Source organism: Huijunlia imazamoxiresistens, from assembly GCF_037132455.1.
Lineage (GTDB): Bacteria > Bacteroidota > Bacteroidia > Chitinophagales > Chitinophagaceae > Flavisolibacter > Flavisolibacter imazamoxiresistens.
Genome location: NZ_JBBBEI010000002.1, coordinates 267,584 through 280,750, shown reverse-complemented (window position 1 = coordinate 280,750; position 13,167 = coordinate 267,584). Strand labels below are relative to the sequence as shown.

Here is a 13,167-nt window from a genome sequence, read left to right as displayed (position 1 = left end):
GTTTACGGGTTTACGAGTTATCCGGAAGTTACCAGAGTCTATTGTCTATTGCCCATTGCCTATTGTCCATTGCCCTCCCTCAAGTTTGGCACGTTGTTTCATACAAAAGTTAATCGGCCGGGATCACGGGACCAGCCGGATGCAGCTACGGACACAATTAAAGAACGATGAACGCATTTACTACAGACCAGCCTTTAGCCCAATTGCCCAAACCCAAACAGGAATCCTATCCACAGCCTATCCTTGGCCGCCCTTCGGGGACAGTAGGATATTGAAACTATATTTTTATGCACAACTACCTCATCTACCGGGCATATGGCCGGCTGGAATACATGCACGAATGCCGGTATTCCCTGTTGAAGTACCTCTCGGTTTATAACCTTCACCCACCGGCCGATACCGCCGTGGTTATCTATACCGACCACCCCGACCTGTTTGAGGCCTACATCCCCTTCTTTCCCCACTTCCAGCTGCAGGAACTGGCGGGCAGCGAGGCCTTTGGCCCCAAACCGGACTTCGCCCGCTATCTCTCGGCCACTTACCAGGGAAACGTCCTGTACTGCGATACCGACACCTATTTCGCCCTGCCCCCCAAACCCGTCTTTGAAAAAATAAAAACGGGCAGCTTCTGCCTGCACGGCCGCACGGAAGCAGCCCCCGACCTGGCCCCATACCAACACCTGCTGGCGGGCTTTGTGCCGGGACATAACGGGGCCAACGGGAAAAAGCACGCCTCCCCGGCGGGCCAGCCGCCCCTGTACCGGACCCATGCGCTCGGTTTCCGGCATACCGACAAATCCATCCTCAATAACGTATCCACCCTGCACGAGGTGCTGAAAGGCCAGGTGCCGGGGGAAACCTCCGAGCAAATGGCTTTTGGATTTTTCCTGCAAAGCCATAAGGTGCATACCCTCCAGGACGCCATCCACAGCTACCGCGACTTTCCGGAATTCAAAAAACTGCTGCATATTTTCTTCCAGAAGAACGCCGAAGAAAGCGTGCCCAACCTGGTAAAACTGGCGCACCACCTGGACCTGCAAGGCATGAAAAAGGAAAAAGCAAAGTTCGACAGCCTGCCGCTGCTGAAAAAATGGCTGAGCCGGCTTACGGGAAAGGGGTGGTCCATCCGTCAATACCAAAATAAGATTTAGCTTTCCCCCATGAAAATTTTACTGCAGTATCTGAAACCCTACAAATTAATGGTGATCCTGGTGCTGATCCTGGCCGCCATGAACATCGGGTTCTCCCTTATAGACCCGATCATCTTTGGTAAGATCCTGAACTTTGCCTTCGAATACCAGAAGCACCCGCAGGACTATCAACCGTTTTATCCCCGCTTTGCCGTACCCGTGCTGCAACTGCTTGGCGCCTCCATCGGCGTGGCCATGATCAGCCGCATCGCCAAAAACTTCCAGGACTACTTCCTCAACGTGATCCAGCAGAAATTCGGCGCCCGCGTCTTTACCGACGGCCTCAAACATGCCCTGCGCCTTCCCTACCAGGAGTTCGAGGACCAGCGCAGCGGCGAAACCCTCAGCATCCTGCAAAAAGTGCGGACCGATACGGAAAAGTTCATCAACAACTTTGTCAACATCCTGTTCACCGTACTTATCGGCATCATCATCGTCGCCGTTTTCGCCTACCGCATCCACTGGTCGCTGCCCCTCATTTATTTCAGCGGCATCGGCCTGCTGATGCTTATTTCCAACCTGCTGAGCAAAAAGGTGAAGGTGATCCAGAAAGCCATCGTGTCGCAGACCACCTCGCTGGCCGGCACCACCACCGAAAGCCTCCGCAACATCGAGCTGGTGAAAAGCCTGGGGCTGACCAACCAGGAGGTCGCCCGCCTGAACAAGAACACCTACAAGATCCTCGACCTCGAGCTGACCAAGGTAAAACGCATCCGTAGCATCTCCTTTGTGCAGGGCACCTTTGTAAACACCCTGCGCCAGGTGATCCTGTTTATGCTGATGTGGCTGGTATATGGCAACCGCATGAATGCGGGCGAGCTGGCCACCATGCAGATGTTTTCGTTCTTCGTGTTCGGCCCGCTGCAGGAGATCGGCAACATCATCCTCAGCTACCGCGAAGCAGAAGCCTCCCTGGTCAACTTCCACAACCTGATGGAGAAAGCACCGGAACACTTCCCTGCCGAACCCCTGCACCTGGGCCCCGTGGAGCAGCTCGAATTCCGGAACGTGTCGTTCAAACACCAGACGGCGGCCCAGAAAGCTATCGACGACATTTCGTTTTCGGGTTCCCGCGGCGAAACCCTGGCATTCGTAGGCCCCTCGGGCTCGGGCAAGACCACGCTGATGAAGCTGCTGGTAGGCCTGTACCGCCCCCAGCAGGGAAATATCTACTATAACGGCATCGACGAAAACAACATCGACTACAACGACCTGCGCAACCAAATCGGTTTCGTTACCCAGGACACCCAGCTTTTTTCGGGCACCATCCGCGAGAACCTGCTGTTCGTAAATCCATCCGCCAGTGAAGATGATGTGCTGGAAGCGCTGCAAAAGGCTTCCTGCCAGAACCTGCTGGCCCGGGCCGAAAAGGGACTGGATACGGTGATCGGCGAGGGCGGCCTGAAGCTTTCGGGCGGTGAAAAGCAGCGCCTGAGCATTGCCCGCGCCCTGCTGCGCCACCCGAAGCTGCTGATCTTCGACGAGGCCACCTCGGCCCTCGACTCGCTGACCGAGGAGGAGATCACCAAAACGATCCGCAACATTTCCGCGATGAACGAGCAGATCACCATCCTCATCGCCCACCGCCTGTCCACCATCATGCATGCCGACAAGATCTTCGTGCTGGAAAAGGGCGAAGTGGTGGAAACCGGCACGCACGAAAAACTTTTGGAAGAAAAAGGCCTCTACTACGCCATGTGGCGCCAGCAGATCGGAGAGCGGAAAACAAGTGCGGCGAGAGCCTAAATCAGAGTTTACGAGTTCAGTTCCGGAGTTCCTATGTTCCTGAGTTCCTGGATTGGCGTAACTCCGGTAGGAAATTCTAAAGAAAGGCACGCCATTTCAAAATTTTTGAAGTAGCGTGCCTTATTTTCTGATAAAGACCCGACACCGTAGGTACCCCTCCCAATTCCCAATTAACCAATAACCCAATTAACCAATACCCTTTGCAGCCCCCTACCCCATTTTCTTTCCCCACAAATCACCGAAGATGGTTTTCTTTTCTTCTTCCTCGATATCGCTCAATTCCAGCTCCAGGGCCTGGGTGCTTTTGATGATCTCCATGAGCGAAATGAGGAGGGAAGAAAGAAAGGACAGCAGGCTGAAGGCAAATACCCCTTTGGCCAGGGAGGTCCAGCCATTGTAGATGCAGTACATGGTAACGGTGCACAGTACAAAAGAGAAGACGCCCAGTCCCTGCATGTATTTAATGAGGCGGATGCGTTGGCGCAGGCTGCGGATCTGCTGCAGGTTGGCATTGCTGTCCTGCCCCTTCTGGTAGTCGGAATGCAGCTTGCGCACCAGGCTGGCCAGGGCCACAAAGCGGTTGGTAAACGCCAGCAATAGCAGGCTGATGGCAGGAAATAACAGCGCGGGGGTATTGAATGTAAGCTCCATGGCGAATCAGCAGTTTGAGTGATACAGGCGGCAAGGTATTACGGTCGGATAACGCCTTGGTTGATTCGGATCAAGTTAACGCAAAAACTCCAAAAGCCTTTACGGCTTTTGGAGTTTTTACAGGAACCCAAACCGGGCATCCATCTGCTTTGGAATTACTTCGTCGTAAAGGAAAAAGGGATCAGCAGCTTGACCGAAAAATTGCGGCCCATGCCGAAGACGCCCGGGCGGCCGGTAACGGCATTGAGGTCGGTATATTTCAGGCGGCTCAAATGATTTTGATAGGCCTTGTCGGCCAGGTTGCTGCCCGACAGGTGCAGGCTGAACAAGGTTTTGTTATGCCCCTTGATATCGGCGCCGATGCCGGCATTCAGCAGCGTATAGGCCGGCGTGGGCGTTTCGGTATTGTTGACCCGGAACGCATGCTGCTGCCGCAGGTAATTGTCCGCTTCCAGCAGTACATAAAGGTTCGACAGGTGCTTGCCGGCTTCGGGGAACTTGGCCTTTAGCTGGCTCAGCCACTTGGGCGCCGGCATCAGCGGCAGGTTCTCCGATCCGAAGGTCATGGCGGTGAACTGGCCCCGAACATAGGAAAAGCGGTTTTCGAAGTGCAGCCAGTCCAGGGGGTGCGGGTGCAGGTCGAAATACAATTCAAAACCGTACAGCCGGGCATCGCTCTGGGCAAACTGGTAGGCCAGCAGCTCTTCGTTGTGCTCACCCAACAGGATGGAGTCGCCGCCATCGGCGCCGGCCAGCCGGCGGTAGAAGATAAAGTTGCCGACATGGTTGTAAAATACGTTCAGGCCGCCGGTGAGGTGCTCGTTGTTCAGCGATACCTCGCCATCCACCTGCAGGCTTTGTTCCGATTTCAGGTCCTGCGCCCCGTACTCCCAGCGCTCCGTGCCTTCGTGGGCCCCGTTGGACGCCAGCTCGGCCAGGTTAGGCGCCCGGAAGCCCCGGCCGATATTGGCCTTCAGGGTCACCGACTCGCCGGGCTCGTAACTGATGCCCATACTGCCCGTCAGGTTGGAAAAGCCCCGGTTAAAAGCAGCAAACTTCAGCTCGCTTCCTTCCTGCATTTCCCGGGCATGGATCTGCCGGTTGTCGAAGCGCAGCCCGCCGCTGAGGGTATAGTTGGAAAACTGGCCGCGGACATACACAAAGGCACCGGCATCATGGAAGTGGTAGTCCGGGATAATGGCCTCTTCGCCCCGGTTGGTGTTTTGCTGGTACAGGCCGTTGTACCCCACGGTGGCTTTCCACTGGTTCCAGTCGGGCAGGGTATAGTGGGCGTTGTAGGTAATGGTGTTCAGGTCGAAGAACAATTCGGCTTCTTTGCGGTCTTCGGGATTGCCCAGTTCTTTGCGCTTGTTGTTCTGGTAGGCTACGTTTACCTGCAGCCGGCTTTTGCCGATACCGAAGCTGTTGTCCGACACTACCTTGTAGTGGTCAATTTGCTGGAAAGGGGTTTGTGCCTGGCGGCCCTTCAGGTCAGCGTCCGAAACCACGGCCTCCAGGGGCGATTCGCCGTATTGGATAAAACGGCCGGTGGCCGCGTCGCGGTCGCCTTCGACGATGCCGGGTTCCTGGTGAAAGCGGCTGAAGATGACGTGGCTAAACCCCCAGCCCTTGTTCAGGCCGACGTAGCCGCCATAGTTCTTTTCCGAAAAGCGCGAGTTGAACACCCGCCCGTCATAGCGGTTCCGGTAATCGCCGGCCGACTTCAGCGAGCCGTAAGCATTCCAGTTAAAGCCCTTCTGGTTGCCCGCCACCTGGGCGTTGGTGGAATAATAGCGGGCATTGGTCTGGTAGCCGCCCAGGAGGCTGCCCTTGATAATGCCTTCCTGCACCGGCACGTTGGAAACGAGGTTGATCACGCCGGCCAGGGCGTCGCTGCCGTAGATCAGGGAGGCCGGCCCTTTCAGGATCTCGGCCCGGTTCACGCTGGCCTCGTCGATCTCCAGGCCGTGCTCCTCGCCCCACTGCTGTCCCTCCTGGCGTACGCCATCGTTGACCACCACTACCCGGTTGAAGCCCAGGCCCCGGATGACCGGCTTGGAAATAGCCGGACCCGTGGACACCTGCGACACCCCGGCCTGCCGCGCCAGCACGTCTACGATATTGGAAGCCGGCGCCTGCAGCAATTCGGACCGCCGCACCACCGTCAGGGGCACCGGCGTTTTGCGGGTGCTGATGGCATTGGACACGCCGGTTACCGTAACCCCCTGGTATTCCACAATAGTCGAGGAAAGGGTGATGGAAACCGCCTGATCCGCCTCCAGGTCGAGGTGCAGCACGGCGGTGCCGTAGCCGGTAAAGGATACTTCCAGCAGGTGGTGGCCGCGGGGAACGTTGCGGAAGGAAAACCTACCTTCCCGGTCGGTCTGGGCGCCCAGGCGGGCCGCCTCGATCAGCACGGAAGCGCCGGCCAGGGGTTTGGCCGTCCGGGCATCGGTCACCGTACCGCTCAACGTGATCGTCCGCTGCCAGGCAAAAGCGGGAAGCATACCGGAAAAAACAAAAAACAGGAACAGGAGTACTCTATTCATACCGTTGGGGTGTTAACATCTGCAACAAAAATGCAAAAGTCCGGGCAATGTTTGCAACGAAGCTGCAATTAATCTTTTTATTACCAAAACCAATAAACAAAGGCCCTAAGGGCCCCCTGCAATAAAAAACGGCGGGATATCCCGCCGCCGCTATAAATAAAGCTGGTATCTTCTCATTGCCCTCTCAGAACCCGCCGATAAACGGTTCAAACTTCCGCACCAGCCCCTGCCACTCGGTATGGGTATCCGGCTTGATCAGGTAGAGGGAAGCGCCCAGGCGCTTGCACATTTCCACATCCACGACATTGGAAGATGTGGTCACGATCACTACCGGGATCGCCACGTACTTGCTGTCATCCTTCAGCCGCTTGAGGGTTTGCCGCCCGTCGAGGCCCGGCATATTCAGGTCCAGGACAATCAGGGAAGGCATTTCGGCAGTAGGCAAACCTGCCAGGTAATCGAGCACCTGGCGACCGTTATCCACAAATTCAATATGTACGGAGCAATTCATTCCTTTCCAGGCTTCGCTTACCCAGAGTTTGTCGTCGACATCGTCGTCGGCATATAATACTTTCTTTACGTCAGTCACAGTCAGTTCGTTTTAGGCCATTAAAAATGGGCGTTGCCAATTGATTGGCAGCCGCAAATGTATGGCAGTTTTTCTACCGGTTACCAACAATCTTAAAAATCAGCCAATAAATTAATGGATAAGCGAAATAAAAACGAATGTGCCTTTTTATAATCTTTCGATGATCCCTGCAATGCCCTGGCCGCCGCCCACGCAGGCGGTCACCATGCCGTACTTTTTGCCCCTCCGTTCCAGGTCGTGCAGCAGCTGGATGGTCAGCTTGGCGCCGGTACAGCCCAGGGGATGGCCCAGGGCAATGGCGCCCCCGTTGATGTTCACCCGCTCCGGATCGAGGCCGGCCTCACGGATCACCGCCAGCGACTGGGAGGCAAAGGCTTCGTTCAGCTCGACCAGGTCGATATCCGCCAGCTGCATGCCGGCCTGTTGCAGCGCCTTGGGAATGGCGGCCACCGGCCCGATGCCCATGATGCGGGGATGTACGCCGGCCGAAGCGCAGGCTACCAGCCGCCCCAGCGGCTGCAGGCCCAGCTGGGCTACCAGCCGCTCGCTCATCACCACCACGAAGGCGGCGCCGTCGCTGGTCTGCGAGGAGTTGCCGGCCGTCACCACGCCGCCGGCGGCAAAGGCAGGCTTCAGCTTGGCCAGGACCTCCGGGGAAGTATCGGCCCTGGGTCCCTCGTCGGTATCCACCACGTAGCTGCGCCTCGCTTTTTTGCCTTTTTCGTCCAGGTACACCTCCTCCACGGTTATGGGCAGGATGCCTTTTTTAAAATAGCCGTTGGCTATCGCATGCAGGGCTTTCTGGTGCGAGTGGTAGGCGAAGGCGTCCTGGTCTTCGCGGCTGACCTTGTATTCCTGGGCCACCGCCTCGGCGGTCAGGCCCATGCTCAGGTAATAATCGGGCTCGTCCTTAGCAATGGAATAGGCGGGAACGGTTTTCCAGCCGGCGGTGGGCACCAGGCTCATACTTTCGGTACCGCCGGCAATGATACAGTCGGCCATGCCCATGCGGATCTTGGCCGAGGCGATGGCGATGGTTTCCAGTCCCGAGGCGCAATAGCGGTTGACGGTCATGCCCGGCGTATCGAAGGAGATAGCCCGGGCGGCAATGATGCGGCCGACCTGCAGTCCCTGCTCGGCTTCGGGCACGGCATTGCCCACGATCACGTCGTCCACCAGGCTTTTGTCGATGCGGGGCTCCGATGCCAGCAGGCCCCGGATCACTTCGATGGCCAGGTCGTCGGGCCGGAAAAAGCGAAAGGCGCCCCGTTTTGCTTTACCGACGGCGGTACGATATCCTGCGACTATGTATGCGTCCATTTTGTTGAGTTTTCGAGTGAAAAGTTCCTGAGTTCCTGAGTTCCTGAGTTCGGAGTTCAATTATTCCGGAGTTATGCCAACTTAGGAACTCAGGAACTCTCTAAAAGTAAGTTTTTCCCATAAAAAATAGGCAGGCCTTATCTTCGCGTGCCATGTACCAACTACTCAGAGACATTTTATTTTCCCTTTCGCCGGAAAAGGCGCATTCCGTAACGATGGGGGCCCTGTCCTCGCTTTGCTCTGTTTCCCCGCTGCGCCAGACGGTTTCGGGGATGTTCGCCTCCGAAGATCCCGCACTGATCACCCGCCAGCTGGGGCTGGTCTTTAAAAACCCGGTGGGCCTGGGTGCCGGCTTTGATAAAAACGCCAAATACCTGCGCGAGCTGGAAGCCCTCGGCTTCGGCTTCGTGGAGATTGGCACCGTTACGCCCAAGCCCCAGGCCGGCAATGATATGCCCCGCCTGTTTCGCCTGCCCGCCGACAAGGCCCTGATCAACCGCATGGGCTTTAACAACGACGGCGTGGACGTGGTAGCCAAGAGATTAAAGGAGTGGAAGGAGAAGAAAGAAAAAGAAGGTACGCGGAGCGGCATTCAAATGATCGTCGGCGGCAATATCGGCAAGAACAAGGTCACCCCGAACGAGGATGCCTGGAAGGATTACGAGATCTGCTTCAAGGCCCTGCATCCCTACGTGGACTTTTTCGTGGTGAACGTCAGCTCGCCCAATACGCCCGGCCTGCGCGAACTGCAGGAAAAGGATGCGCTCGGAAAGATCCTCACCCACCTGCAAACGCTGAACCGGGGCTATGCGGTACAAAAACCCATTCTGTTGAAAATCGCCCCCGATTTGACGCCTTCGCAGATCGATGACGTGATCGACCTGGCCCGTGAGATCAACCTCGATGGCCTGGTAGCCACCAACACCACCATCAGCCGCGAGGACCTGCAAACCCCGCGCACGGAAGTGGAGGCCATCGGAGCCGGTGGCCTGAGCGGCAAACCCGTTCAGGAACGCTCCACGGAGATCGTCCGTTATATTCACCAGAAGACAGGCGGCAAAATACCCGTTATCGGCAGCGGCGGCATTTTTACCTATGACGATGCCCGTGAAAAAATGGGAGCCGGGGCTTCGCTGGTGGAAGTTTGGACCGGTTTTATATATGAAGGACCTTATATTGTAAAAAATATCTGCGAGGGGCTGAAAGCATCTCCCGTTCGCGGATTTGCAAAATGAGTAATGAATAATGAGTAATGAGTAACGGCTGCTGCCGGATACTTAGTTTTCCTTGAACCAAACAACCATATATGGAAGCTTTTTTTACAGTTGACAATATTATTTCGCTGTTTACCCTGGCGTTGCTGGAGATCATCCTGGGTATCGATAACGTGATCTTTGTATCCATCATCATGGGGCGCCTGCACAAAAGCAAGCAGCTCAATGCCCGCAGGATGTGGATGGTTACCGGCATTGGCGTACGGGTGATCCTGCTGTTCTGCCTGAGCTGGCTGGTAAAGCAAAAAGGCAAACCCCTGTTTACCCTTTTCGGCCACGGCTTTGACCTGGCTAGCCTGGTGATGCTGGGCGGCGGTGTCTTCCTGCTGTACAAAACCGTAAAGGAGATCCACCACAAGCTGGAAGGCGATGAAGCCGCATTGGAGGACAATGCCGTCAAAACGGTCAGCTCTTTTGGCGCCGCAATTTTCCAGATCATGCTGGTGGATATGATCTTTTCTTTTGACAGTATGATCACGGCGGTGGGCATTGCCAAGCATGTGGGCGTGATGATCGTGGCCGTCTGCATTGCCATGTTCGTCATGTTTTTCTTCAGCCAGAAGATCGCCGACTTTATTGCCAAGCACCCCACCTTCAAGATGCTGGCCCTCTCCTTCCTGGTGCTGGTGGCCGTAGTGCTGATGATGGAAGGCTGGAACAGCGAGCAGGCCCACGAGCTGCACCTGAAAAACTATGTGTACTTCGCTATGGCCTTTTCGTTTGGCGTGGAGCTGATGAACATGCGCGTCCGCAAAAAAATGGTAAAGCCCGTGGAACTGCACGGACCTGCCGAATCGAAAGCCCGGATTGCCGACGACCAAACCCACTAAATGGGAATTGGTTAATTGGTTAATTGGTTAATTAGGGTATTGGGCCCTTTACCGGTTAGCTACAAATTATAAAAGAGAAAGCCCTGTCGCACAGACGGGGCTTTCTCTTTTACAGGCGGTGGCGCCAATTAACCAATTAACCAATTCCTTAATCACGATTGCACAGCAACGTGGCGGCTACGATGCCGGCGGTTTCGGTGCGGAGGCGGGTGCGGCCGAGGGAAACGGGGGCATAGCCTTTTTGCAGGGCGGCTTCAATTTCGGCAGGGGTAAAATCGCCTTCGGGGCCGATGAGGATAATGCTGTCTGCTGCTACGGCTTTGGCTTCCTGCGCCAGGGAAAGCTTTTGCTCCGGCAGGCAATGGGCGATAAAGGTTTGGGGCGCTTCGTTTGCTTGCAGCAGGCTTTGAAATTCGGTGGGTTGGTGCAGGAGGGGCAGCCAGCACTGCTGCGACTGCAGCATGGCACTGACGATAATCTGATGCAGGCGGTCGTGGCGGAATTTCTCCTTTTCGGTGCGGTCGCAGAGCAGCGGAATGATCGCATGCACACCGATCTCGGTGGCTTTTTCCAAAAACCATTCAAAGCGGGAAGTATTCTTTACCAGGGAAATGGCGATGGTCACCCGGGGCCGGTGCTCTTCTTCCCGCTCTACGGACAAAACGTTTACGGTGCAACGCTTGCGGTGGTCGTCGGTAATAACAGCCTTGCCCTTTACCCCACTCCCATCGGTCAGCATTAACTCTTCCTCCACTTTCATCCGCAATACCTGCGTTACATGCTTGGAAGTCTCTTCATCCAGTACCAGCGACTCATTAGCTGAAGGAAGTGTGGGAACGTAGAAGTAAGGTAGCGCCATTTTTAGTTTACGAGTTTACGGGTTTACAAGTTTACGAGTGGGTTCCTGAGTTCCAAAGGTCCGTAGTTCCTAAGTTATTCGACCGGACGCTCGCAGGGAAATTTTGAGTTTGAGGATCTTAGTTGTTTTTTAGTTGTTTGTCAAGGAACCTCCTTGCGACACACAGCCCCTTCTCTTCATCGGTACGACAACTCAGGAACGCAGGAACTTTGAAACTCAGGAACCCACTCGTAAACTTGTAAACCCGTAAACTTGTAAACTATTTTTAGAACGGATCGTCATCATCGCCCAGGTCATTCATTTTACTGCCTGTCTGGATATAAAGTTTGGGGCCTTGGCCTTCGGTATCGGAAACCGGCTTCCAGTTGGGAGGAAGGTTGCCCATGGGGTTGGGGGCGCCGCCTTCGTCGTCATAGAAGCGTTGGATCTCCAGGCGGGCGCGCAGCTTGATGGTTTCCAGCGAACCGTTCCGGTGTTTGGCGATGCGGATGTGGGTCTCACCGCGGTTGCTTTCGCCCATTTCGTTGGTGGTTACATCGTAGTATTCGGGGCGGTAGATAAAGCATACCATGTCCGCATCCTGTTCGATGGCACCCGATTCGCGAAGGTCACTCAGCTGGGGCATCTTGTTGCCGTCCTTCCGCTTCTCCACCTCCCGGCTCAACTGCGACAGGGCGATGATCGGCACCTGCAATTCCTTGGCCATTTGTTTGAGGCCGCGGGAGATGGTCGAGATCTCCTGTTCACGGTTGGTGTTCTTGCCTTCCCCGCCACCGCTCATCAGCTGCAGGTAGTCGATGATGATAAAGCCGATGTTGTTGCGGGTCTTGAGACGGCGGCACTTGGCACGCAGCTCAAAGATGTTCAGGGCCGCCGAATCGTCGATGAAGATCGGCGCCTGCGCCAGCCGCTGGATCCCCTTGGCATACAGCTGCTTCATTTCATGCTCCTCCATCTTGCCCCGGGCGATCTTTTCCAGCCAGATCTCGCTTTCGGCCGACAGGATCCGCTGTACCAGCTGGCCGGCACTCATCTCCAGGGAGAACAGGGCTACCGGCGTGGGCTTGTTGGCATTGAGGGCGGCGTTGCGGGCCAGGTTCAGGGCGAAGGCCGTTTTACCCACGGCAGGACGGGCGGCCAGGATGATCAAGTCGGTATTCTGCCAGCCGTAGGTGACCTTATCCAGCGAAGGAAAGCCCGAGGGCACCCCGGTAATGTCTTCGTTGCGGTGGCGCAGGTCCTCGATGCGCTGTATGGTTTTCACCAGCACCGAATCGATGGACTCGTAGTTGTTTTTTAAGTTGTTGCTGGTGATCTCGTACAACCTGCTTTCGGCCAGGTCGAGCAGGTCGAACACATCGGCGCTGTCTTCGTAGGCTTCGGAGATGATCTCGCCGCTGATGCGGATCAGCTCGCGCTGGATGTACTTCTGAAGGATGATCCGCGCATGCGCCTCGATGTTAGCCGACGACACCACGCTGTTGGTGAGCTTGGTCACCATATAGGGGCCGCCCACCATTTCCAGCTCCTCGCGGAAGCGAAGCTCTTCCACCACCGTCAGCAGGTCGATCGGCTGGCTTTTGTTGGCCAGGCCCTGCATGGCGCGGAAGATGCGCTGGTGGCTGTCTACGTAAAAACATTCCGCCTTCAGGATTTCGATTACCGTGTCGAAGGCACCCTTTTCCAGCATCACGGCGCCCAGCACCGCCTCTTCCAGTTCCCTTGCCTGCGGGGGCACCTTGCCATACATCAGGGTGCTGATGTCCATAGGCGCTTTCCTCTTCTGCTTCCGGTCGCGATTGACGTTAGGTATGTCCATAGTTACACAGTAAAAAAGTTAAGGCATTGATTTTCACACGAGCACCAGCGGAGGAAACGATAAGGCTCACCGCCTGTCCCCTTGTTTTTCCACATCTTAAAATTACCGATAACCAAAATTTCCGCCGCCATCCGGCGCCAATCTTACTGCACATTCCCTGCACACGATATCCACAGTTTTCGGTTATTCATGCACCCCGGCGGGGCGAATCCGCCAAGAGGGCTGCAAAGGTGTTGAGATTCGCGGAGGCGGAAAATAGGTGTGAACAAGTTTATGGCCCCACCCAAATGCACCGGTCACCTCCGCGTCCGGCGAAGAAAAGGCTACATTTTCCGTTCCC

Annotated in this window: 10 protein-coding genes; 4 read left to right on the top strand and 6 right to left on the bottom strand. The window is 55.8% G+C overall.

What is annotated here, in order from left to right:
• Positions 1-287: 287 nt before the first annotated feature.
• A complete protein-coding gene (locus V9K67_RS03000) occupies positions 288-1,151 on the top strand; it encodes a hypothetical protein (protein ID WP_336719970.1) in 864 nt (287 codons plus the stop codon).
• Between the two features lie 9 nt (positions 1,152-1,160).
• Positions 1,161-2,936 (top strand): ABC transporter ATP-binding protein, encoded by a 1,776-nt coding sequence (locus V9K67_RS02995; RefSeq protein ID WP_336719969.1) that lies wholly within the window; start codon positions 1,161-1,163, stop codon positions 2,934-2,936.
• Between the two features lie 210 nt (positions 2,937-3,146).
• Here the strand turns inward: V9K67_RS02995 and V9K67_RS02990 are convergent, their stop codons facing one another.
• From V9K67_RS02990 to V9K67_RS02975, 4 genes are all read right to left on the bottom strand, one after another.
• On the bottom strand, positions 3,147-3,587 hold the full coding sequence (locus V9K67_RS02990) for a DUF2721 domain-containing protein (RefSeq protein ID WP_336719967.1): 441 nt from the start codon (positions 3,585-3,587) through the stop codon (positions 3,147-3,149).
• Between the two features lie 155 nt (positions 3,588-3,742).
• A complete protein-coding gene (locus V9K67_RS02985; RefSeq protein WP_336719966.1) occupies positions 3,743-6,136 on the bottom strand; it encodes a TonB-dependent receptor in 2,394 nt (797 codons plus the stop codon).
• Positions 6,137-6,320: 184 nt separating this feature from the next.
• Positions 6,321-6,725: a response regulator gene (locus V9K67_RS02980; RefSeq protein ID WP_336719965.1), complete on the bottom strand. Its 405-nt coding sequence runs from the start codon at positions 6,723-6,725 to the stop codon at positions 6,321-6,323.
• Between the two features lie 147 nt (positions 6,726-6,872).
• Entirely contained in the window at positions 6,873-8,045 is a 1,173-nt protein-coding gene (locus V9K67_RS02975) for an acetyl-CoA C-acyltransferase (protein ID WP_336719963.1), read from the bottom strand.
• A gap of 152 nt (positions 8,046-8,197) precedes the next feature.
• Here V9K67_RS02975 and V9K67_RS02970 point away from each other — a divergent pair, with 152 nt between their 5' ends.
• Together V9K67_RS02970 and V9K67_RS02965 are read left to right on the top strand one after the other, a co-directional pair.
• Positions 8,198-9,280 (top strand): quinone-dependent dihydroorotate dehydrogenase, encoded by a 1,083-nt coding sequence (locus V9K67_RS02970; RefSeq protein WP_336719962.1) that lies wholly within the window; start codon positions 8,198-8,200, stop codon positions 9,278-9,280.
• Positions 9,281-9,351: 71 nt separating this feature from the next.
• Positions 9,352-10,149, top strand: coding sequence for a TerC family protein (locus V9K67_RS02965; RefSeq protein WP_336719961.1), 798 nt, complete (start codon positions 9,352-9,354; stop codon positions 10,147-10,149).
• A 148-nt stretch (positions 10,150-10,297) separates the two neighbouring features.
• On the opposite strand, the gene V9K67_RS02960 is transcribed toward V9K67_RS02965, so the two are convergent.
• Both V9K67_RS02960 and dnaB read right to left on the bottom strand, forming a co-directional pair.
• Complete coding sequence (locus V9K67_RS02960; protein WP_336719959.1) at positions 10,298-11,008, bottom strand: RsmE family RNA methyltransferase; 711 nt, start codon at positions 11,006-11,008, stop codon at positions 10,298-10,300.
• Between the two features lie 265 nt (positions 11,009-11,273).
• The gene (gene dnaB, locus V9K67_RS02955; RefSeq protein ID WP_336719956.1) at positions 11,274-12,827 is read right to left on the bottom strand and encodes a replicative DNA helicase; all 1,554 of its coding nucleotides are present in this window, start codon (positions 12,825-12,827) and stop codon (positions 11,274-11,276) included.
• Positions 12,828-13,167 lie beyond the last annotated feature (340 nt).